The organism is Streptomyces sp. NPDC049970 (genome assembly GCF_040660235.1).
Classification (GTDB): domain Bacteria; phylum Actinomycetota; class Actinomycetes; order Streptomycetales; family Streptomycetaceae; genus Streptomyces.
The window spans coordinates 11921-33710 of sequence record NZ_JBFALP010000024.1 but is presented as its reverse complement, the minus strand read 5'-3'; the positions used below and the strand labels follow the sequence as shown (position 1 = coordinate 33710).

The window sequence follows — 21790 nt, the reverse complement described above, 5'->3', positions numbered from 1 at the left end:
TCATGCGCGCGGACGCGCGCGGTCAGCTGTCCGCGGCCATCCACCGGATCGCCGCGGAGACGCGTGTGTACACCCCCGGGCTGCCCGGGCTCCCGCAGCCGCTGCCCCACGAGACGAGCCCGATGAGGCGCCCACGGGCCACCAGCGGGCCTCCGCTGTCGCCCTGGCACGCATCCCGCCCACCGGCCGTGTCACCGGCGCAGAGCATGGATGAGGCGTCGTACGCACCCCTTGTGCCGCCGGGGTAGGCGCGGGCGCAGTCGCCGTCGGCCAGTACGCGCACCGTGGCGGCGCGCAGCCCGGACGCGTAGGCGCCGTATCCCGTCGTGTCCCCCCAGCCGTACACCCTGGCCGCGGTGCCCGGCGCGTAGGCCGCGTTCCCCGTCCCGGCCATCGGGACGGTGCTGCCCTTCGGCAGCTCCCGGGCCAGGGTGACCACCGCCAGGTCGCCGGCGTTCGTACGCGGGTCGTAGTCCGGATTGACCCAGGTCGAGCTCACGGGAATCTCCTGACCACCCGTATCGCCCAGTTCGTCCCGACCGGCGATGACCCGTAGATCACGGACCGCCGAGACACCCGACCCCAGGACGTCCGCCCTCAGGCAGTGGGCCGCCGTCAGCACCCTGGTGGGGGCGACAGCCACTCCCCCGCAGAACTGACCCGCGCGTGTTCCTCCGAACCGGTCACGGCTCGACAGGGCCACGACCCACGGACTGTCCGCGACGGCCGCCGGGCTACCGCCGACGATGATGCTGTCCGCGGCCGCGGCGGGCGGCGGGCCGAGCGGTGTCACGGCGGCGGCTATCGCCAGGGTGCAGGCCGCGGGAAGGGCACGGACGAGGACGCGGGGCATGGAGACTCCTGACGCCGAGGTGAACAGTGCCCACTCAGCGTCATCCGCCCCGGTGCGGGCCGCACGCGGACGAGGGTCGGTTCCGGGAACCACTTCGGGTTCCGGGCACCGACCCTCGTCCGTATCCGCCTCGGCCTAGTCGAGGTAGTCGCGCAGCACCTGCGAACGCGACGGGTGGCGCAGCTTCGACATCGTCTTGGACTCGATCTGGCGGATGCGCTCACGCGTCACCCCGTAGACCTTGCCGATCTCGTCGAGCGTCTTCGGCTGACCGTCCGTGAGACCGAAGCGCATCGAGACGACGCCGGCCTCCCGCTCGGAGAGTGTGTCGAGCACGGAGTGCAGCTGCTCCTGGAGCAGCGTGAAGCTCACCGCGTCGGCCGGCACGACGGCCTCGGAGTCCTCGATCAGGTCTCCGAACTCACTGTCACCGTCCTCACCCAGCGGAGTGTGGAGGGAGATCGGCTCGCGACCGTACTTCTGGACCTCGATGACCTTCTCAGGGGTCATGTCGAGCTCCTTGGCGAGCTCCTCCGGGGTGGGCTCACGGCCCAGGTCCTGGAGCATCTGGCGCTGCACCCGTGCGAGCTTGTTGATGACCTCGACCATGTGCACCGGGATACGGATGGTGCGGGCCTGGTCGGCCATGGCGCGGGTGATCGCCTGACGGATCCACCAGGTGGCGTACGTGGAGAACTTGTAGCCCTTGGTGTAGTCGAACTTCTCCACCGCGCGGATCAGACCGAGGTTGCCCTCCTGGATGAGGTCCAGGAAGAGCATGCCGCGGCCGGTGTAGCGCTTGGCCAGCGAGACCACGAGACGGAGGTTGGCCTCCAGCAGGTGGTTCTTGGCCCGGCGGCCGTCCTCGGCGATGATCTCCAGCTCGCGCTTGAGCTTCGGTGCGAGCTTGTCCGAGTTGGCGAGCTTGTCCTCGGCGAACAGGCCGGCCTCGATGCGCTTGGCGAGCTCGACCTCCTGCTCGGCGTTGAGGAGGGGGACCTTGCCGATCTGCTTCAGGTAGTCCTTGACCGGGTCGGCCGTGGCGCCGGCGACAGCGACCTGCTGCGCAGGCGCATCGTCCTCGTCGTCGTCGGAGAGGACGAAGCCCTTGTTCTCGCCCTCGCCCTCCTCGTCCTCCGCCTTGCCGGCCTTTACTTCCTCGGCCGCCTCGTCGCCGTCGAGCAGTTCGTCGTCCTGCTTGCCGGACTTCTTGGCGACCGTCTTCTTGGCCGCGGTCTTCTTCGCGGCGGTCTTCTTGGCAACCGTCTTCTTGGCTGCCGCCTTCTTGGCGGGAGCGGCGACGGCAGCCCCGTCGGCTGCCGGCTCCGCGCTCTCGGCCGCCGGGGCGGCGGGCGCCGCGACGGTCCGTGTCACGGCGGTCTTGGCCGCGACTGTCTTGGTGGCGGTGCGCTTGACCGGGCTCTTCGCTGCGACGCTCTTGCGGGCGCGCTTGGGCGACTCCGCGGCACTGACCATCAGCGTCACACCCTCTTCCTCGAGGATCTGGTTGAGGCTGCGCAGAACGTTCTTCCACTGGGTTGGCGGAATCTGGTCAGCCTCGAAGGCCCGACGCACGTCATCGCCGGCGATCTGCCCATCAGCCTTTCCCCGCTCGATGAGCGCCATCACAGACTCGGACTCGGCGATCTCCGGCGGGAGCGTACGGGATGTGCTGGCCGACACGAACAACCTCTCGGAACGATGGAAACGGCTTCCGGCCCGGCCCTGGAGAGGGCTGGAACCGACGACCGGCGGCTGGGGATGTCGCCGACGGCGCGGGCTGGGCCTCGGAACTGCACAGCGCGCCCTGTGGCTGCTGTATTCCTTCCGCGGCGGTCACCTCTTAGGTCATCGCACTGCTTCGAGGAGTGTTACGCCCAATTCGCGTGGCCCCAGTCACACCCCATTCGCGGCAAACGGAACCAGGGGTCACATCTCCGTATATCTGTGCCGCCGGACCGCACCGGCGCGGCGGCACATGGTGCTCATACCCCCGGCCGGGTGGTTCAGTGCTCGCGGGGCGCGGGGACCACGCGCTCCTGGTGCCCGACCAGCAGCTGCCGCATAGCGGTCTCGGCACCGGCGGCGTCGCCCGACGCGAGCGCCTCGGCGATCCGCGCGTGGTGGCCGAGAGACGACTCGGCGGGCCGGTCGCAGCCCGTGACGGGTCCACCGGAGACGTGCAGGGCCGCCGACACGATGCCGGAAAGGTGTTCGAGCATGCGATTGCCCGCCGCCTGGATCAACAGGGCGTGGAACTCGGCGTCCGCCCGGGAGAAGGTGATCGCGTCACCCTGCCCCATGGCATGCCCCATGATCTCGATCATGTCACCGAGGCGCTGTTGGATGTCCTCACGCCCGTGGCCGGCGGCAAGCCTGGCGGCCAGCGGCTCGATGGTCCAACGGAGGTCTTCCAGTTCTCGGCGCTGGTCATCACGCTGCGGGCCGAAAGCGCGCCATTCGATGATGTCCTGGTCGAGCAGATTCCAGTCGCTCACGGGCCGGACCCGCGTTCCCACGTTGGGCCGGGCACTGACAAGGCCCTTGGCCTCGAGAACGCGCAGGGACTCCCTGACGACGGTTCGCGAGACCTCGAATCGCTGCCCGATCTCCTCCGGAACGAGTGGCCGGTCGGCACCGAGGTCACCCGAAACAATCATCTGGCCCAGCTGCTGGACCAGTTGGCCGTGAAGTCCACGACCCCGGCTGGCCGTACCTCGCCGGCCCGCCCGCCCCAGCTCGTCGGCGCCACCCCAGGAACGGAGGGCGGCCCGCTCGCCGGGCGGCGCCTCCGTGTAGGGGAAGCGGTCGAGTTCGCCCGGAGCGGAGTCGGCGGCGCGGGCGGCGGTCATCATGGTGTGCGCAAGGGTACTCACGCATCCTGTTTCGGCGCGGCTCGCACAGCCCTTGAGGTCTTTGCTGAAAAGCACACGAAAGGGTGATCGGCACCCGCCTCGCAATTGACGCGATATCGGAAGAAATCAAGCATTTTCAGGGGAGTTGCGGACGGGGAGTCTTCGGCCATCGCGCAGTGATCACCAACGGGCCCTCCCCCGAAGGCTGGTGAACACGTATGCGCAGATCAGGGCCGACAGTGACAGGGAGAGCGCCAGCCCCACGGGCTGCGCCACGACCCGCACGGCGGCCATGGCCCACCGGTCCGCCTCGTACGGCCACTGCAGCCAGGCGAGTTCACGCAGCCGTCCGGGCAGCCCGGCGATCGAACGGGCGCTCGGGCCGTCGAGGAGCTTCTGCACCAGCGGTACGACAAGCACCGGAACCGCCAGCACGGCGGCGACCCCCGCGCCGGTGAGCCTGAACACGCCCGCCGCCAACAACCCGGCCCAGGCGCAGCCGACCGAAAGTCCGGCCCAACTGGCTGCCAAGCCGCTGGCGTTCGGCGGGACGGCCACCAAATCACCGCCGTACACGAGGCGCAGGACTTCGGCGTCGGCCAGCACGCTGAGCAGCGCGAGCAGCAGCGCGACGGCCGCCGACACCACCAGCTTGGCCAGCAGGAGCCCGAGACGGCGTGGCACCGTCCCCCGCCCTGCGGCGAGCGCCGGATACCGGAACTCGTCCCCGAAGGAGAGCGCCCCAAGGAGCCCCGCGGCGAAGGCTGCCGGAGGCAGGGGAAGCAGCTGGGGCCAGCCGACCAACAGGTCGGGCAGCGGTGTCCTGCCTGACCTGGCCAGCAGTACGGAGAGGCCCGCCGAGACCACCAGAACGGCAGCCATGATCATGACGGTTGTCCTGACACCGAAGAGACGACGCAGTTCGTAGCGCAGGGGCCGGAGCGGGCCACGGGCCGGCCGTACCGGAATCGGAGGCGGCAGTTCCGAGATCGCCACGGCTGAGGCAGGCCCCGGCAGGACGGTGCGCACGGGACCGCCGGCAGGGCCCTGCCCCGGGGCGACGACAGGGCCGGCGTCCCCGGTCTCGTCGGCGAGTTGGTGCACGGGGACGCCGTGGCGGTATGCCGCGTCCCCGACCTCCGCGCAGCTGCTGCCGTACACGGAGAGCCGGTTGCCCTCCTCGGCGACGACCTCGACCGAGCGGTGGGCAGCACGCGCCTCCCGGCTCATCGCGGCTGCCAGCCTGGCCGCGTGCGGGGTCCGTACGGCGACCCGGGGGCGCAGGCGCGTACGAGAGAAGTCGGCGACGTCCTGGTCGGCGACGAGTCTGCCCTCGTCGATGGTGACCACGCGGTCGGCCGCACGGGCGGCCTCCTTGGGGTCGCTCGTCGTGTGCAGGACCGTCCCGCCCTCGGCCGCGTGGGCGCGCAGGAGCCCGTGGAGCCAGCTCCTCTCCCTGGGTGACAGCCCCTTGGACGGCTCGTCGAGGACGAGGGTGTGGGGGTCGCCCAGCATGGCCGAGGCAAGGCCGAGCCGTCGGTCCATTCCGGCGGAGAGACTGGCGATGCGCTGGTCCCCCAGGCCCGCGAGGCCCACCACCTCGAGCAGTTCGTCGGCACGCGACGCGGGAACCCCGGCTGCGGCACAGAGCATTCGCAACTGCCCGCGGGCCGTACGCACGGGGTGGCCCGGCACGTCCCCCAGCAGCACTCCGACCTCACGAGCGGGATGGCCGATGCGATGCAGCGGGCGGCCCCTGAAGTAGGTGACCCCCCGCCCCGCCTGGAGTTCGAGCATCAGGCGGAGGGCGGTGGACTTGCCGGACCCCGGGGCACCGAGCAGCGCGGTGACGCGGCCGGGCGGGGCTTCGAAGGTCAGGTCGTCCACGACGGGGGGCCCGTCGCGGCGGGGGGCACTGGTGAGTCCGATGGCCTGGAGCATCGCTTCTCTCGCTGAGGGTGAGACCGCTCGGCGGCAGGGTGGGTACCCCAGAAAGATAACGCGACATTTCAGACTTTTGGTGTAACGAGGTTCCTGTGGGCGTTCCGCGGTTCACGCGGCCCGGTTCTCGTGGGCGTTCCCCGCGGTTCACACGGCCCGCTCGGCACACCGCACTTCCGTCAGACTTCGGGCCTCAGCATCGGCGGGTTGAGCACCGTGGCCGCGCCCGCTCGGAACAGCTGCGCGGGACGGCCGCCCTGCCGCGTGGTCGTGCCTCCGGACGGGACCAGGAAGCCGGGCGTGCCGGTGACCTTGCGGTGGAAGTTACGGGGGTCGAGGACCACTCCCCACACCGCCTCGTACACCCTCCGCAGCTCCCCGACGGTGAACTCGGGGGGGCAGAAGGCCGTGGCGAGGGCGGAGTACTCGATCTTGGAGCGGGCTCGCTCCACACCGTCGTCGAGGATCCTCGCGTGGTCGAAGGCCAACGGCGCGGACCGCTCGTCGCCGGCACCGCTCCCGGATACGAGCAGGTCGCCGACCGGCGCCCAACGGGCACTGTTCGCGTCGCCACCGGCACGTGGGGCCGGGAGGTCGGGCGCGAGCGCGAGATGCGCGACGCTGACGACCCTCATCCGGGGGTCGCGGCCAGGGTCGCCGTAGGTCGCCAGCTGTTCGAGATGGGCACCGTTCCCGACGGCGGGTGCGGCAGGATCGTGGGCACAGAGCCCGGTCTCCTCGACGAGCTCACGCGCGGCCGCCGCTCCGAGGTCCTCGTCCGTCCGGACGAATCCGCCCGGCAGTGCCCACCTGCCCTGGAAGGGCGATTCGCCGCGGCGAACCACCAGGGCGCACAGGGCGTGTCGGCGCACCGTGAGCACAACCAGATCGACGGTGACAGCGAAGGGCGGGAAGGTCGACGGGTCGTAGGGCGGCATGCCGAAATCATAGTCGTCTCCCTGACGATAAACACGCCGTTCCCGATGTTGGTTCCGTGCTCGGCCCGGGACTCGACGAGATGCCGGTTCCCTCCCGCCAACGGACACCACCGCCGGGCCGGCTCCCTGCCTGCCACACGACACCGCCATCCCCGGGGCTCCGGGCTCCGGCGACCGCCACCCGGCACGGAAACCACGGGTCACGCGCAGCAACCGCCCTCACCCGGAACTCCCGGTGCTCCCGGTGCTCCCGGTGCCCCGCCGCCCACGCCGCCGGACGTCGCGGGCCCGGTGCCGGCCCGTAGACGAACCCGGGCGCGGGGCCTCGCCCGGCCTCCGCTCGGCGGCCTTCCTCCGCGCCTGCCGCTGGACGGGGACGCGCACCGGCCGCTGCCCGGTCCCGGCCACCGGCGGGCACCTCTCGCCACTGCGCCCGGAGACGTCCTCCGCGCCATGGCCGTCGCGCAGTTGGCGCTCACCGCGGAGACAGCGGCGCAACGTCTCCGGGTCCAGACCCTGGTTGCACGCCTGGTGCAGAAGCTGAGCGAAGGTGTAGTCGGGGTCCGCACGCAGGGCGAGTCCGAGAGCCACCCTGGCGCCCGCCTCGTCGCCCGAGGACCACGAGACCCAGCCGGCCAGTGCGAGCGGCGCCGCGGAGTGCTCCACGTACGGGCCGACACACCGGCGGGCGAGTGCCCTCCAGAGCCGCAGCGCGTTCACCGCCTCCGCGCCCTCCATCCACTCGGCGGCCCTGTCCCGGGTCTCGCGGTCCTGGAGGCCGAGGATCACGGCCGCCGCCTCGTCCGGACCGAGCAGACCGTCATCACGGTCGTCAGTGGACCCGGGGCCCGCCGCAGGCGTGCTCCCGAGGCGATCCATCAGCTCACGCGCGAGCGCCGGTCCCGCCGCGGCCACCTCGCCCCGCCCGTCCGGGTCGAGGATCCGGGAGACCATGTCGGCTCCCGCCGAGTCCAGCGCCCGCTCCTGCTCCGCCGCGGCGACGGTCCGCCACGGCATGAGCCCCGCCTCCAGCTCCCGCAGCGATCCGCGAACCTGGATCCCGGCGTATGCGGCGGCCGCCGCCATGACCGTGGTGCCCGGAAGCGCCAGCGGATTGCCCTCGGCCGGACAGCATCGACCGTCGGGGCAGCAGTAGGACCAGTAGCGGCCGTCGGAGATGCAGAGCGCCTCGAGCACGGGTACGTCGAGCGCCCCACAGGCGGTACGCAGACACTGTGCCAACGGCCGCAGTCGCTCCACCGCCTGCGGGGCGGTCTCGCCCTCGGCCGGGTCCTGGCAGAGGAAGACCACGATGGCGTCCGGGCGGGAGTCCCTCTTCTCGCTTCCCGTGACCAGACTCCGCGCGAGCTGGGCCGCGACCGGCGCCCACTCCTCGGGTTCCTGCGGGATGCCCAGCCTCAGCCGCCCTCCGAAGCGGCCCCGGCCGCCGTGCAGGGCCACCATGACCACGCTGTCGTTCGGGTGGAACCCCATCAGATACGGAAGGGCGTCTGCGAGTTCGGCGGGACTGCGCAGGGTGATCTCCTGCACGTCGGACGGTCCGGTGGATCCGTGGCTCTTGTTCATGGCAAGACCGTCCCGCGGGACGCCGATTTCCGCGACCCCTGTGGATAACTTTATCCACAGGGGTCGCGCCACCGTTCGCGGTTTGTCGTAGGCATCGGGTTGCATGGGGGCATGACCAACGCAGACCGCTCAGACCTCAGGGCCTCGGCCGATTCCGTACTAGCCCGTCTGGTCGGGGACGCCACTGGCACCGCCCGGCTGCGCGAGGACCAGTGGCGGGCCATCGAGGCGCTCGTCGCAGACAAGCGCCGAGCTCTGGTCGTCCAGCGGACGGGGTGGGGCAAGTCCGCGGTCTACTTCGTGGCGACTTCCCTGTTGCGTGCCCGGGGCAGCGGGCCGACGGTGATCGTCTCGCCCCTGCTGGCCCTCATGCGGAACCAGGTGGCGGCGGCTGCCAGGGCCGGGATCAGCGCCCGCACGATCAACTCCTCGAACACCGAGGAGTGGGACACGGTCCAGGCCGAGGTCGCGGCGGGCGAGGTGGATGTTCTGCTGGTCAGCCCCGAGCGGCTCAACAACCCGGACTTCCGGGACCAGGTGCTGCCGCGGCTGGCCGCCGCGACAGGGTTGCTGGTCGTCGACGAGGCACACTGCATCTCCGACTGGGGGCATGACTTCCGGCCGGATTACCGCAGGCTTCGGACCATGCTCGCCGACCTGCCGTCGGGTGTGCCCGTGCTCGCCACGACGGCCACCGCCAATGCGCGCGTGACCGCGGATGTCGCGGAGCAGCTCGGCACCGGCGCGGGTACCGACGCGCTGGTGCTGCGCGGTCCGCTGGACAGGGAGAGTCTGAGCCTCGGTGTGCTCGAACTGCCCAACGCCGCACACCGTCTCGCCTGGTTGGGGGATCACCTCACGGAGCTGCCGGGTTCGGGCATCATCTACACGCTCACGGTCGCGGCCGCGGAGGAGATCACCGCCTATCTCCGTCAGTGTGGGCACCCGGTCACGTCGTACACCGGCAGGACGGAGAACGCCGACCGGCAACAGGCCGAGGACGATCTGCTGGCCAACCGGGTCAAGGCCCTGGTGGCCACCTCGGCGCTCGGTATGGGGTTCGACAAACCCGACCTCGGCTTCGTGGTCCACGTGGGATCGCCGTCCTCGCCCATCGCCTACTACCAGCAGGTCGGACGCGCGGGACGCGGAGTGGAGCACGCGGAGGTCCTGCTGCTCCCGGGCAAGGAGGACGAAGCCATCTGGCAGTACTTCGCCTCCGTCGCGTTCCCTCCGGAAGAGCAGGTCCGCAGAACACTCGACGTCCTCGCGCAGGCCGGCCGTCCCCTGTCGCTGCCCGCGATGGAGCCGCTCGTGGACCTCCGACGCACCCGCCTGGAGACGATGCTCAAGGTGCTGGACGTCGACGGGGCGGTGAAGCGGGTCAAGGGCGGCTGGATCTCCACGGGCGAGCCGTGGGTGTACGACGCCGAGCGCTACGCCTGGGTGGCGCGGCAGCGGACCGCCGAGCAGCAGGCCATGCGTGACTACGCGTCGGGGACCGGCTGCCGCATGGAGTTCCTCCGGCGTCAGCTCGACGACGAGGAGGCCACGGCCTGCGGACGCTGCGACAACTGCGCGGGAGCACGCTTCGACGACAAGGTGTCCGCCTCGGCCCTGGACGGCGCGCGTGGCGAGCTCGGGCGGCCCGGAGTGGAGGTGGAGCCGCGCAAGATGTGGCCCACAGGGCTCGCGGCGGTGGGAGTCGACCTCAAGGGACGCATTCCGGCAGGCGAGCTGGCCATGTCAGGGCGGGCGCTCGGTCGGCTCTCGGACATCGGTTGGGGCAACAGGCTCCGTCCGCTGCTCGCGGCCCAGGCGCAGGACGCCCCCGTCACGGACGACGTGTCGAACGCGGTCGTCACGGTCATCACCGACTGGGCGAAAGGGCCCGGCGGCTGGGCCTCGGGTGGGGCGGACGCCGCACCACGACCGGTGGGTGTCGTCACCGTCGCCTCACGCCGCAGGCCGCAGCTGGTCCAATCGCTCGGCGGCCGAATCGCCGAGGTCGGCCGGATGCCCCTGCTGGGTACCGTCACCTACGCACCGGGGAGCGAGGACCTGCGGATCTCCCAGACGAACAGCGCGCACCGGGTGAAGGCACTGCACGAAGCTCTCGTGGTGGAGTCCGGGCTGGCGGACGCGCTCGCGTCCGCGCGAGGTCCCGTCCTGCTCGTGGACGACCTGTCCGACACGGGGTGGACCCTGGCCGTGGCCGCACGCCTGCTCCGCCGCGCGGGAGCCGAGGGGGTGTTTCCGCTGGTCCTCGCCGTCCAGGCATGACGGATGGCTTCATCCGCCGCCGGGCGGGCAAGGATATCTGTGTCATTACGGCCGATACCCGTCAGCCGAGCCAATTGCTCGTTGCCGCCCGCCGATACGGCAGCAAGAATTGGAGTCGCTCCCCGCACGGTCTTCTCGCGGGCCCGAGAGGGCTGTGCCGCGGCGCGCCCCCACTCGACCCTGCCCGCACCGTGGGCGCGTAGCGAAGGGAGGACCGTGACCTTCGGATTCGCTCCGTCCGCAGCCACTTCACTGTCGGCATCCGCCGGCTCCGTCAACCACGTCGCCAGGATGCTGGAACCGGCCGAGTGGGCAGCGGCCGGCATACCTCTCCTGCGCAGTCCACGTGAGGTCGTCAGCGGCCTCCACGCACGACACCGGCCGACACCGGCCACCGCGGTCGTCGCCGTCCTCGATCACGAGGAACGGCTCACGGCCAGCGCCTCGTTCGCACGGCGGACCACCGCGGCCACGGACGGCTGGGAGTTCCGCAACGCACTGCTGTCGCATCTGCGACGCGTGATCCCGCACGATCTGCGCCGCCGCACTCCCGTGCGTACCGCCGTCCTGCTCTACTGCCGCGAGGGCGACGAGAGGTGGACGGAGGAGGACGGGGCGTGGATGTGGGGGCTGAGGGACGCCTGCACCCTGCACGGCCTTCGCTGTGGGGCCTACATCACCCTGACGCGCGGCGGCTGGCAGGTGCTCGGCGAGGGCCGTGGTGGGCGCAGACCGACGTCGGTGTCAGGAGCATCGGCGCTGGCGGACGCCTCGGCCGACCACGACCCCGTTCCGCTGCGCACCGGGGGCGGAGCGGCCGAGGCTCTGCGCCGAAGCGCCGCCCGGTGAAACGGGACGTGGGTCCCGGCCGCCCTCACGGACGGACGGGACCCACGTGCGTACGACTCAGACGCCTGCGCCGAGCGCGGAGTTGACGGTCCGCGGGTCGCCGCAGACGATCAGCAGCGCGCCGGCGCGCTCCCGTGCCTCGGACACCGAACGGGCCGCCGTGTCGTCGAGGTCACCGTTGACCGCGACGATGATCACCGCACGGGACGCGTATCGGTCCGCGTTCGCGGTGCGGGCGAAGAAGACATCGTCTCCGGCGTCGTGCTGGGCCCAGTACGACGCCTCCCCGAAGGAGAGTTCGTGCGCGGCCCAGGGGTGCTGCTCGCCGGTGGTGAGCACCAGGATGTCGCCCGGGAGCCGTCCGGAGTCGAGCAGCAGGTCGACGGCATCGTCAGCGGCTTCGACGGCATCACCCACGGAAGCGGGAATCAGCTGGAGTTCTGCCGTCGAAGGCTCCTGCGGCTGCTTCCGTGCGGCAGGAGCGGTGGGTGCGGCAGGCGTTGCGGGTGCGGGATGCGCGCGCTGCGCCGGGGGCGCGGGCCGCGCGGGGCCGCGCCCCGGGCTTCCGGGACGAGGCGTGGCCGCTGAACGCGGGCCGGGTACGGGACGGGGGGTCGACGCGGTGCGGCCGGTGGCCGGAGTGACGCGGGGACCCTGGGCGCTCTCGGGAATCTGAGGCTCCTCGGGGAATGAATGGTTGTCTGTCACAGCCGACGCGGCACGCGTCGGCGGGTAAGTACGCCTGTGCGGTCAGAAGTCGAAGCCGAGCTGGCCCCCGCTTTCCAGTGCAGCCGCCTCGGCGGAGAGCCGGACCTTCTTCAGGTGCTGCCACCTGGGCAGCGCGTCGAGGTAGGACCAGCTGAGGCGGTGGTGGGGCGTGGGCCCCAACTCCTCCAGCGCGGCCCGGTGCACCGGTGACGGATAGCCCGCGTTCGCGCCGAAGGCGAAGTCTGTGTACTGCCCTGTGTCCGCGCCCAGTTGGGCCATCATCGTGTCCCGGCTGACCTTGGCGATGACCGAGGCGGCGGCGACGGCGATGCAGGACTGGTCGCCCTTGATCACGGTACGGACTTTCCAGGGCGGCCCGAGATAGTCGTGCTTGCCGTCGAGGATCACGGCGTCCGGCCGCACAGGCAGCGCGTCCAGTGCCCTGACGGCCGCCAGGCGGAGCGCCGCGGTCATGCCGAGCTCATCGATCTCCAGGGGTGAGGAGTGCCCCAGCCCGTAGGCCGTGACCCAGCTTTCGAGCAGCGGGGCGAGTTCCGCCCGTCGCCTGGGGCTGAGCAGCTTGGAGTCGGTGAGGCCCTCGGGGGCTCTGCGGAGGCCGGTGACGGCCGCGCACACGGTGACGGGGCCGGCCCACGCTCCGCGTCCGACCTCGTCGACACCGGCGACTGTCCTGGCACCGGAGGTAGCGCGCAGCGAGCGCTCGACGGTGTGCGTGGGTGGTTCGTACGGCATGGCGCCTGCCAGGTTACGCCGATGGGCGCGGCAAGGACACCCCGGGTCCCCGTCCAGCGGCCGGGCCGCCGGACGGCCACGTCCGGAATGCTGTGGACCGGTCGACGGGGCGGACCCGACGGCCCCGGCGCGAGAGCGGCGTAGCGGGGTAAGCGGGCACGCAGCCGGAGCCCCGGACCGCCGCGGTGCAGGAGCGACGAGCAGACGGCCGGCTGGTGGTGACAGCGGGCCGGGGCGACAGCGGTCAAGTGGTGACCACGGGCTCGCGGCGACGGCAGCCGGGTGGCGGCGGCATAGCATCCTGACCCGGCCGGGCACCCAGGCGTTCACACCGATCGCACTGTGCGGACACGCGCTCCCGCACTTGCTGGGGCGGGCTACCGCAGCCAGGCGTTCGTAACGGCCGGGCGACGGGAACGGCCGGCAGCCGGGCCCCGGACCGAGGCCTCCCGAGCCGCCGCGCCCTGTGCGGACGGTCCCGCCGCGCCGCGGCCCGCCCGGGGAGCGGGACCGACCCGTGCACGGCGCCCGGATCGGTCAATGGGCCTCCGGTCAGGCTCAGCAGAGCTCGGTCCGGCTCACGCGGCCGGTACAGGTCAGTACCGCTCAGTCCGCACAGAAGGGCGGACCGAGCGGGCGAACCGGGTGGGCGAACCGGCTCAGTGGAGCGGACCGCCCCAGCACTCGCAGGACCCGCTCAGTACGGGTCGTACCGGACCCGCTCAGTACGGGTCGTACCGGACCCGCTCAGTACGGGTCGTACCGGACCCGCTCAGTACGGGTCGTAGGAGTCCTCCTCCTCGTAGCCGTCACGCTCGTCGGCCTCCCTGCCGACCTCGTAGCACCGGACTCCGGGGTCCCCCACCGGATGGTTCTCCAGGATGTCCCGGGCCCTGGCCTCGCCCCAACTGGATGCGTACCACGAGGCGTCGGACGTGGCGAAGTCGCGCCGGAAGGATTCGAGCGCACAGGAACGCAACGGCTCCGGCAGGGTGTTCAGCGCCGGAACGGCATCGGCCGAGAGACCCTTGAGGTACTGGATGTCGATCGACTTCTCGTTCCCGTACCGCTGAACGTTCTGCTCGGCGATCAGCCCGTCCGGCGAGATCAGGCCGAAGACGAGCACACCCGCGGCTGCGCTCACGGCGACGGCGCGCGGCAGCAGGCGGGCACCGACCACTCCGGCCGCGATGATGAGGAGCAGTACCACTCCGAGCCAGAGCTCCATGGCGGCTACGGAGATACGGAGCCGGGTCAGCCCGAACGCGTCCACGTAGAGGTCCATGCGGCGCAGTGCGGAGGCCACGACGACCAGCGTGAGTACGCACAGGACGCCCAGGACGCTCCGGACCAGCGTGCGGTCGCGGGGGCCGCCGCGTGGGGCCCAGCGCAGGGCGAGGGCGATGACGATCAGCGTCAGCACGGTGGCCCAGAGGAGCTGCCAGAACCCCTGGCGCGCGTATTCGGCGGGCAACAGGCCCGTCTCTTCCATGACCTTGTCGTACCCGCCCAGAAGGACGACGAGCTGGAGGGTGATGAAGGCGGCGAAGAGCAGGTTGAGGAGAATCAGCGGAAGTGCCCACTCCGCCCGGTTCCTGGCCTTGCCCGGCCGGACGGAGATGCCGTCCCAGCGCACCGGTGCGGCGGCGCTGTGCGCGGCGGCGAGCGCTCCGACGAGTCCGAGGGCGAAGAGGAAGACGCGCCACGGGCTGTCGCCGATGGATATGTCGGGGGCTAGCGCACCCAGCAGGTCGGCGAAGGCCGCGTCTGCGGAGGCGAAGAGTGCGCCGAACACGATGAGCAGCACGACTGCCACAGCGGCGCTGCGTACCACGGTGCGCACCCGGCCGCGGGAGTCGTCCGCGCGGTCGCGTACCCCGTGCCACCCCCAGCGCGCACCCGCCGCGACAGTGGGGAACAGGCCCAGCGATCCGAGTAGCACGCCCGGCCAGCTGCGGCTGCCGTGCAGGGCGAGTGAGCCGAGGGCGAGGGCCGACACGACGGCGAGGAAGACCGGCCATCCCGCGTCCCGGAGCGCCGGAATCGCAAGGAGCGCGACCGCGCCCACCGCCCAGACCGCAGTCCAGGGCCGCAGCTTCCGCCCTGCCGCCCGCGCGGCGAAGAACGCGGCCAGGGCGGCGGGCAGCGCCACCAGCAGCAGATTCAGCCCCGGACCTTCGCCGAGCAGCAAGGCGCTGAGCAGAGCGGTGGCCAGGGCGGACCAGAGGGCGGCCGGGCTGATCGCGTGCGGCGGCGCGGGCCTGAGGCGGGACAGCGCACCGGGCGGCGCCTGCTGCCCCGTGCGCTTCCAGACGTCCGGGCCAGGCTTCGCATGGAGGTAGGCGGGCACTTTCGGTATGACCGGACCGGTGCTCTGCGACGGCACCCGCGGAGCCGAGGCGCGAGCCCGCTCCGCCGCGGTCGGCTTCGTCGTACCGGAGCCACCCGGACCGTCGAAACCGTCCGGGCCGTCGAAACCACCCGGACGGCCAGGACCATCCGGCTTTCCGGGACCACCTGGACTCTCGGAAGCACCCGGGCTTCCGGGACCTTCCGACCTTTCGGGAGCACCCGGACTTCCGGAACCGCTGGAAGCCTCTTCGCTCGCTGGCTCCGCCCCCGGGCCGGTCGTGGAAGCACGCGCGGCGGACTCGGGCGACGCACCGGGCCGGCTGGACGCCTCGGACGGCTGGTCTGACATGGGACCCCTCCCCTCACCGGGATCCGCTCGCACGGCCACGTCTGCGGCGCGACGGCCCCGGCGTCTCCAGGCGCACGTCCCCCAAGATCAATGAGGACGGCGTGGCGGAAAGATTAGGTCCCGCCCTGGCCCTTCGGCCGGGCCGGGCCGCCGCTGTGGCAGGACCGTGACAGTGCGGGCGGCGTGAACCGGTGCCCGCCGGGCCCCCGAGGGGGCGACGGTCGGGTCAGCCGAGCACCGGCGCCGCGGGTACCCAGCCGGGGAGCTCCTCGGTCCGGTCCAGCCAGTCGGCCGGTGGAGCGCCGGCCGCACCGGCGGCGACGATCCCGCCGACGATCGCGCAGGTGGTGTCCACGTCACCGCCCGCCTGCGCCGTGACCCAGAACGCCTCCTCGAAGTCGCCGAGGCTGCGCGCCGCCGACCAGAGGGCGAACGGCACGGTGTCGTGTGCGCTGGTGCGGCGGCCGTTCCCCAGCACCGCGGCGACCGTCCCGGCGTCCCGGTAGTCGAGCATGTCGCGTGCCCGGCGCAGCCCGGCGCCGACCGCGCTGCGCGGTACGAGCGCGACGACTCCGTCGAGCAGCCCTTCAGGGGTCGGGGGGCCTCCCGGCGCGGCGGCGAGGGCGGACGCGGCGGCGACGGCCATGGCGCCCACGACGGCCTCGCGGTGCTGGTGGGTGGTGTACGACGAGATCTCGGCCTGATGCGTGGCCTGTTCCGGGTCGTCCGCGTACCAGGCGCCCAGTGGCGCGATGCGCATCGCCGAGCCGTTCCCCCAGGAGCCCTGGCCCTGGAAGAGCGCGGACGCCAGCTCACGCCAGTCACCGCCCTCCCGCACCAGCCTGAGCAGCCGGTTCACCGCGGGCCCGTACCCCCGGTCGAAGTCGTGGTGCCGGGCGAAGGACAGCGCGAGCGCGTCCTGGTCGATACGCCCGTGGTCGGCCAGGACCGCGAGCACGGAGCAGGCCATCTCGGTGTCGTCGGTCCACTGCCAGGCGTCGGGCGGCAGGGTCCGGTTCTTGAGGAGGGGGTAGTTGGCCGGGACGAAGAACTGGGAGCCGAGGGCATCTCCCACGGACAGTCCACGCAGGCTGGCCAGGGCGCGGCCGAGGCGCCGGTCGGAAGCGGAGTCAGCGTTCATCGCACCGCCACTCTATCCGGTGATGCCGTACGGCTCGGGGGTACGCCACTGCTCGAAGGGACGGTCGAGCGTGTAACGGCCGTCCTCACCGAGCAGCAGTGTTCTGGACTCGCCGTTCCCGGGGTTGGACAGGGCCTCGAACTCGGCCACCGACCAGTGGAACCAGCGCATGCAGAAGAGCCGCATGGTGAGCCCGTGGGTGACGAGCAGGACGTTCGGGGGGTGGTCGGCGGCCTCGAAGCTCCGGTGGAGGCTCTCCAGGAACGCGTCGACCCTGTCGTACACGTCGGCTCCGGACTCGCCCTGCGCGAAGCGGTAGAAGAAGTGTCCGTAAGCGTCGCGGTATGCCTTCTGCAGCCTGACATCGTCCCGGTCCTGCCAGTTGCCCCAGTCCTGCTCCCGCAGCCGGGGCTCCTCCCGCACGCGCACGCGATCCAGGTCGAGGCCGAACGACCTGAACGTCTCGTGGGTACGCCGATAGGGGGAGACGTAGACGCTCACACGCTCGTCGCCGAACATCTCGCGCAGCCGCACACCGGTCTCACGCGCCTGCCCCAGCCCCTTCGCCGTGAGTTTCAGCGCGTGGTCGGGCTCGCGTTCGTAGACCGTGTCGTCGGCGTTGCCCTCCGACTCGCCGTGCCGGACGAGAACGATGCGTTGCGGTCGTGCCATGCACCGACCCTAGACGGCCGCGGACGCGTTCGAGTGATCGAGCGGCCTGCGCCGGGTGTGTGTGACCAAGAAGACGCCAGGACGGGACGGCGGCGGGGTCAGACCGTCCAGGAAGGCTCGAGCTGGACCACGTCCCCGGTGAGCGCTGCGACGTCCCGCTCGATGTCCGCGCGCGCCGAGAGCCGGGCGGCGCCCTCGGGCCGGTACTTGCCGCGTTCGGCGCTCGACTGCCACATGGACAACACCAGGAACTCGTTCCCCGGCGCTTCTCCGAAGACACCGCGCAGTATCCCGGGGGAGCCGGCGATCGCCGGGTTCCACACCTTCTGCTGCATCAGTGCGAAGTGCTCGACCCGATCCTCGTACACCCGGCTGTGGGCCACCCTGACCACGTCCGCGTCGGTGAAGTCGGGCTCGAAACCGGTCTTGACGTCGAAGCGGTACTCGAAGAGCTTGACCTGCATGTCCTTGTACGTCCCGGCCTGCGCGGCGGCCGGCCTGTCGTGCCGGCGGGCCATGAACGAGTCGTAGAAGGCGCGGTTGTCCCAGAAGGCGAACACATGGGCGACATCCGGCCGCCCTCGGCTCCACCCGCCGCCCTGACACTGGAATCCGGGCTCGCCGAGCAGCCCCGCCCACTTCCGCTGCTCCCGCTCGAAACCGTGGCGATCGACCACGGTGCAGCGAATCCACTTGACCAGCACCGCGCCATCCTACGGCGCCGGGCGTGGCGCGAGTCACGCTCCAGGAGGACCGGGGCCGGACCGTCCCTGCGGCGCGCGCCCTCGGCCGCGCTGTGGCCCGAAAGCGACGCCCGACTCCAACGCGGTTGGATTCACGGACAGTTACGGACATGATCTGAGAGTGCAAGCGGTCCGTCGGCCCAGCAGCGAGGAGACACGTCCGATGAGCACCCCCAACAAGGACATCGAGAAGGTCGAGGTGAGGGTCAAGTGGGACCCGAGCGAGACCGGCGAGCCGGCCCATGACCTCGACATCATCGCGGCCACGTACGGGGCGGAGGCGCCCTACGGCACCCCCGTCTACCTCGTGCACTTCGACAGCAGGTCGCCCGACGGCACGATCACGCTGAACCGGGACAGCAGGACGGGGCAGGGCTTCGGCTTCGACGAGGTCATGACGATCGAGCTGGACCGGCTGTCTGACGCGTACGCCAGAGTGGTGGTCGGCGTCGCCATCCAGCAGCGCGACGGCCGCAAGACCTTCGGCCGGATAGAGAACACGGCCGTACAGATCCGCGAGGGGTACACCAACCTGGCAGAGGACGACTTCTCGGCGGTGGCGGAGGCCACGGCTGCGGTCGTCGCCGAGTTCGTCCGCGATGCCGCGGGATCCTGGGGATTCCGTTCCGCCGTGCGCGGATTCGACGGCGATCCCGATTCGTTCGCCGCGACGATGGGAAGCCGCTCCGGCTGACACGACCAGCAGGTCACGAGCGGTGCGGCCGACACGTCGGGGGCGGTGGAGCCGAGAATCCGGCACCACCGCCCCCGTCGGTCAGCTCACCCCTTCACGGGTGCGTGGATCAGCTGCAACCGCTGGTCGAGCCGCAGCCCTCGCAGATGTAGCAGGATCCGGCGCGCTGCATCTTCGTACCACACGAGAAGCAGAGCGGTGCGTCCGCGCTGATGCCGAGCTGCATCTCGACCAGTTCGGCCGAGGTGTGCGCAGCCCTGGGGGCAGGCTTCTCGGCGACGCCCTCCTCGGGCGAGGCGACCGCCTTCAGCGGCTCGACGTGTACGGGGGCGGACTGGGCCAGCCCCTCCACGTCGACGTCGTCCTCGGCGAAGGCCTGCTCGTACGAACCGGTGTCGAGGTGGCGCTGCCGCTCGTCGGCCGAGTGGATGCCGAGGGCGGAACGCGTCTCGAACGGCAGGAAGTCGAGCGCCAGGCGGCGGAAGATGTAGTCGACGATCGACTGCGCCATCCGCACGTCCGGGTCGTCCGTCATACCGGCCGGCTCGAAGCGCATGTTGGTGAACTTGGAGACGTAGGTCTCCAGCGGGACGCCGTACTGCAGGCCGACCGAGACGGCGATCGAGAAGGCGTCCATCATGCCCGCGAGGGTCGAGCCCTGCTTGGACATCTTCAGGAAGACCTCGCCGAGACCGTCGTCCGGGTAGGAGTTGGCGGTCATGTAGCCCTCGGCGCCACCCACCGTGAAGCTGGTGGTGATGCCGGGACGTCCCTTGGGCAGACGCCTGCGGACCGGGCGGTACTCGATGACCTTCTCGACGGCCGTACGAATGGTGTCCTCGGCCTTGGCCGTGACCGCCTCCTTCTCCTTCTCCTTGGTCTTCGCGGAGAGGGGCTGGCCGACCTTGCAGTTGTCGCGGTAGATCGCGAGCGCCTTGACGCCCATCTTCCACGCCTCGAAGTAGACCTCCTCGACGTCCTCGACGGTCGCCGTCTCCGGCAGGTTGACCGTCTTGGACAGCGCGCCGGAGATCCACGGCTGGATCGCCGCCATCATCCGCACATGGCCCATGGCCGAGATGGAACGCTCGCCCATCGCGCAGTCGAAGACCTCGTAGTGCTCGGTCCTGAGCGCGGGGGCGTCGATCACGTTGCCGTGGTCGGCGATGTGGGCGACGATCGCCTCGATCTGCTCCGGCTGGTAGCCGAGGCGGCGCAGGGCCTGCGGGACCGTGCCGTTGACGATCTGCATCGAACCGCCGCCGACGAGCTTCTTGAACTTGACCAGGGCGAGGTCGGGCTCGAGGCCGGTGGTGTCGCAGGACATCGCGAGACCGATGGTGCCGGTGGGGGCGATGACCGAGGCCTGCGCGTTGCGGAAGCCGTTCTTCGCGCCGAGGCGGATCACGTCCTGCCAGGCCTCCGTGGCGGCGGCCCAGACCGGCGAGTCGAGGTCGTCCACGTGGACGGCCACCGCGTTGGCGTCGGAGTGCTGCTTCATGACGCGCTGGTGCGGCTCGGCGTTGCGGGCGTAGCCGTCGTACGGGCCGACGACCGCGGCCAGCTCGGCCGAGCGGCGGTAGGACGTGCCGGTCATCAGCGAGGTGATGGCACCGGCGAGAGCGCGGCCGCCGTCACTGTCGTACGCGTGCCCGGTGGCCATCAGCAGGGCGCCCAGGTTGGCGTAACCGATGCCCAGCTGGCGGTAGGCGCGGGTGTTCTCACCGATCTTCTGCGTCGGGAAGTCCGCGAAGCAGATCGAGATGTCCATCGCGGTGATGACCAGCTCGACGACCTTGGCGAAGCGCTCGACCTCGAAGGACTGGTGCCCCTCGCCGTCGTCCTTGAGGAACTTCATCAGGTTCAGCGAAGCGAGGTTGCACGAGGTGTTGTCCAGGTGCATGTACTCGCTGCAGGGGTTCGAGCCGTTGATCCGGCCCGACTCCGGGCAGGTGTGCCACTGGTTGATCGTGTCGTCGTACTGGATGCCCGGGTCGGCACAGGCCCAGGCCGCCTCGGCCATCTTGCGGAAGAGGGACTTGGCCTCGACCTCTTCGATGACGTCACCGGTCATACGGGCGCGCAGACCGAACTTGCCGCCGGCCTCGACGGCCTTCATGAACTCGTCGTTCACACGGACCGAGTTGTTGGCGTTCTGGTACTGGACGGACGTGATGTCGTCGCCGCCCAGGTCCATGTCGAAGCCCGCGTCGCGCAGCGCGCGGATCTTCTCCTCCTCCTTCACCTTGGTCTCGATGAAGTTCTCGATGTCGGGGTGGTCGACGTCGAGGATGACCATCTTGGCCGCGCGGCGGGTGGCGCCACCGGACTTGATGGTTCCGGCCGAGGCGTCGGCTCCCCGCATGAAGGAGACCGGCCCGGAGGCGTTGCCGCCGGAGGAGAGGAGCTCCTTGGAGGAGCGGATGCGGGAGAGGTTCAGGCCGGCCCCGGAGCCGCCCTTGAAGATCATCCCCTCTTCCTTGTACCAGTCGAGGATGGACTCCATCGAGTCGTCGACGGCCAGGATGAAGCAGGCGGAGACCTGCTGCGGCTGGGGTGTGCCGACGTTGAACCAGACCGGCGAGTTGAAGCTGAAGACCTGGTGCAGGAGGGCGTACGCCAGCTCGTGCTCGAAGATCTCGGCGTCGGCGGGGGAAGCGAAGTAGTTGTGGTCCTCGCCGGCCTTCCGATACGTCTTCACGATCCGGTCGATCAGCTGTCGCAGACCGGTCTCGCGCTGCGGAGTGCCGACGGCACCCCTGAAGTACTTGCTGGTGACGATGTTGACCGCGTTCACCGACCAGAAGTCGGGGAACTCGACGCCACGCTGCTCGAAGTTGATCGAGCCGTCGCGCCAGTTGGTCATGACGACGTCACGGCGCTCCCACGCGACCTCGTCGTACGGATGCACGCCGGGGTTCGTGTGGATGCGCTCGATGCGCAGGCCCTGCTTGGTCGCAGTCGACTTGGCTCCCTTGGTTCGGGAACCTCGTGCCGGGCCGCTCGCCGTCTCTGTCATGCCGCCTCCCATATGTGGGCAAAAACGCCCTGAAGTGCCCAGTTCTTCCCAGG

At 70.9% G+C, this 21790-nt stretch carries 16 protein-coding genes; 3 read left to right on the top strand and 13 right to left on the bottom strand.

The genetic code is table 11. From position 1 onward, the window contains the following. Nucleotides 1–22 precede the first annotated feature (22 nt). From AB0I83_RS28835 to AB0I83_RS28810, 6 genes are all read right to left on the bottom strand, one after another. Complete coding sequence (locus AB0I83_RS28835) at nucleotides 23–853, bottom strand: serine protease (protein ID WP_363306730.1); 831 nt, start codon at nucleotides 851–853, stop codon at nucleotides 23–25. 135 nt (nucleotides 854–988) lie between these two features. Continuing rightward, nucleotides 989–2536: an RNA polymerase sigma factor gene (locus AB0I83_RS28830; protein ID WP_363306729.1), complete on the bottom strand. Its 1548-nt coding sequence runs from the start codon at nucleotides 2534–2536 to the stop codon at nucleotides 989–991. A 323-nt stretch (nucleotides 2537–2859) separates the two neighbouring features. Next, nucleotides 2860–3708 carry a FadR/GntR family transcriptional regulator gene (locus AB0I83_RS28825; RefSeq protein ID WP_356535944.1) on the bottom strand — a complete coding sequence of 283 codons (849 nt, stop codon included), beginning with the start codon at nucleotides 3706–3708 and terminating at the stop codon, nucleotides 2860–2862. A 180-nt stretch (nucleotides 3709–3888) separates the two neighbouring features. After that, nucleotides 3889–5649: an ATP-binding cassette domain-containing protein gene (locus AB0I83_RS28820; RefSeq protein ID WP_363306728.1), complete on the bottom strand. Its 1761-nt coding sequence runs from the start codon at nucleotides 5647–5649 to the stop codon at nucleotides 3889–3891. A gap of 179 nt (nucleotides 5650–5828) precedes the next feature. Further along, nucleotides 5829–6587 (bottom strand): NUDIX domain-containing protein, encoded by a 759-nt coding sequence (locus tag AB0I83_RS28815; RefSeq protein ID WP_356535912.1) that lies wholly within the window; start codon nucleotides 6585–6587, stop codon nucleotides 5829–5831. A gap of 219 nt (nucleotides 6588–6806) precedes the next feature. Further along, on the bottom strand, nucleotides 6807–8174 hold the full coding sequence (locus tag AB0I83_RS28810) for a DUF4192 domain-containing protein (protein WP_363306727.1): 1368 nt from the start codon (nucleotides 8172–8174) through the stop codon (nucleotides 6807–6809). Nucleotides 8175–8285: 111 nt separating this feature from the next. Here AB0I83_RS28810 and AB0I83_RS28805 point away from each other — a divergent pair, with 111 nt between their 5' ends. Together AB0I83_RS28805 and AB0I83_RS28800 are read left to right on the top strand one after the other, a co-directional pair. Next, complete coding sequence (locus AB0I83_RS28805) at nucleotides 8286–10457, top strand: RecQ family ATP-dependent DNA helicase (RefSeq protein ID WP_363306726.1); 2172 nt, start codon at nucleotides 8286–8288, stop codon at nucleotides 10455–10457. A gap of 216 nt (nucleotides 10458–10673) precedes the next feature. Further along, nucleotides 10674–11306 (top strand): hypothetical protein, encoded by a 633-nt coding sequence (locus tag AB0I83_RS28800; protein WP_356535909.1) that lies wholly within the window; start codon nucleotides 10674–10676, stop codon nucleotides 11304–11306. 57 nt (nucleotides 11307–11363) lie between these two features. Here AB0I83_RS28800 and AB0I83_RS28795 read toward each other — a convergent pair whose 3' ends face one another. The 6 genes from AB0I83_RS28795 to AB0I83_RS28770 all read right to left on the bottom strand — a co-directional run bounded on the left by AB0I83_RS28795 (nucleotide 11364) and on the right by AB0I83_RS28770 (nucleotide 17985). Further along, on the bottom strand, nucleotides 11364–12014 hold the full coding sequence (locus AB0I83_RS28795) for a hypothetical protein (protein WP_363306725.1): 651 nt from the start codon (nucleotides 12012–12014) through the stop codon (nucleotides 11364–11366). A 42-nt stretch (nucleotides 12015–12056) separates the two neighbouring features. Further along, nucleotides 12057–12767, bottom strand: coding sequence for a ribonuclease HII (locus tag AB0I83_RS28790; protein WP_356535907.1), 711 nt, complete (start codon nucleotides 12765–12767; stop codon nucleotides 12057–12059). Between the two features lie 772 nt (nucleotides 12768–13539). Next, nucleotides 13540–15468, bottom strand: coding sequence for a DUF4173 domain-containing protein (locus AB0I83_RS28785; RefSeq protein ID WP_363306724.1), 1929 nt, complete (start codon nucleotides 15466–15468; stop codon nucleotides 13540–13542). Between the two features lie 226 nt (nucleotides 15469–15694). After that, a complete protein-coding gene (locus AB0I83_RS28780; RefSeq protein WP_363306722.1) occupies nucleotides 15695–16609 on the bottom strand; it encodes an ADP-ribosylglycohydrolase family protein in 915 nt (304 codons plus the stop codon). Nucleotides 16610–16621: 12 nt separating this feature from the next. Next, entirely contained in the window at nucleotides 16622–17281 is a 660-nt protein-coding gene (locus AB0I83_RS28775) for a histidine phosphatase family protein (RefSeq protein ID WP_363306721.1), read from the bottom strand. Nucleotides 17282–17379: 98 nt separating this feature from the next. Next, complete coding sequence (locus AB0I83_RS28770) at nucleotides 17380–17985, bottom strand: YdbC family protein (RefSeq protein ID WP_363306720.1); 606 nt, start codon at nucleotides 17983–17985, stop codon at nucleotides 17380–17382. A 202-nt stretch (nucleotides 17986–18187) separates the two neighbouring features. On the opposite strand from AB0I83_RS28770, the gene AB0I83_RS28765 reads away from it, so the two are divergent. Beyond that, nucleotides 18188–18718, top strand: coding sequence for a TerD family protein (locus AB0I83_RS28765; protein WP_356535902.1), 531 nt, complete (start codon nucleotides 18188–18190; stop codon nucleotides 18716–18718). A gap of 109 nt (nucleotides 18719–18827) precedes the next feature. On the opposite strand, the gene AB0I83_RS28760 is transcribed toward AB0I83_RS28765, so the two are convergent. After that, nucleotides 18828–21737: a vitamin B12-dependent ribonucleotide reductase gene (locus tag AB0I83_RS28760; protein WP_356535901.1), complete on the bottom strand. Its 2910-nt coding sequence runs from the start codon at nucleotides 21735–21737 to the stop codon at nucleotides 18828–18830. Nucleotides 21738–21790 lie beyond the last annotated feature (53 nt).

Excerpts from the sequence above, each read along its gene's own strand:
- AB0I83_RS28835 (WP_363306730.1), bottom strand. The coding sequence starts at position 853 with ATGCCCCGCGTCCTCGTCCGTGCCCTTCCCGCGGCCTGCACCCTGGCG.
- AB0I83_RS28815 (WP_356535912.1), bottom strand. The coding sequence starts at position 6,587 with ATGCCGCCCTACGACCCGTCGACCTTCCCGCCCTTCGCTGTCACCGTC.
- AB0I83_RS28810 (WP_363306727.1), bottom strand. The coding sequence starts at position 8,174 with ATGAACAAGAGCCACGGATCCACCGGACCGTCCGACGTGCAGGAGATC.
- AB0I83_RS28820 (WP_363306728.1), bottom strand. The coding sequence starts at position 5,649 with ATGCTCCAGGCCATCGGACTCACCAGTGCCCCCCGCCGCGACGGGCCC.
- AB0I83_RS28785 (WP_363306724.1), bottom strand. The coding sequence starts at position 15,468 with ATGTCAGACCAGCCGTCCGAGGCGTCCAGCCGGCCCGGTGCGTCGCCC.
- AB0I83_RS28760 (WP_356535901.1), bottom strand. The coding sequence starts at position 21,737 with ATGACAGAGACGGCGAGCGGCCCGGCACGAGGTTCCCGAACCAAGGGA.
- AB0I83_RS28790 (WP_356535907.1), bottom strand. The coding sequence starts at position 12,767 with ATGCCGTACGAACCACCCACGCACACCGTCGAGCGCTCGCTGCGCGCT.
- AB0I83_RS28780 (WP_363306722.1), bottom strand. The coding sequence starts at position 16,609 with ATGAACGCTGACTCCGCTTCCGACCGGCGCCTCGGCCGCGCCCTGGCC.
- AB0I83_RS28765 (WP_356535902.1), top strand. The coding sequence starts at position 18,188 with ATGAGCACCCCCAACAAGGACATCGAGAAGGTCGAGGTGAGGGTCAAG.
- AB0I83_RS28805 (WP_363306726.1), top strand. The coding sequence starts at position 8,286 with ATGACCAACGCAGACCGCTCAGACCTCAGGGCCTCGGCCGATTCCGTA.
- AB0I83_RS28775 (WP_363306721.1), bottom strand. The coding sequence starts at position 17,281 with ATGGCACGACCGCAACGCATCGTTCTCGTCCGGCACGGCGAGTCGGAG.
- AB0I83_RS28825 (WP_356535944.1), bottom strand. The coding sequence starts at position 3,708 with ATGATGACCGCCGCCCGCGCCGCCGACTCCGCTCCGGGCGAACTCGAC.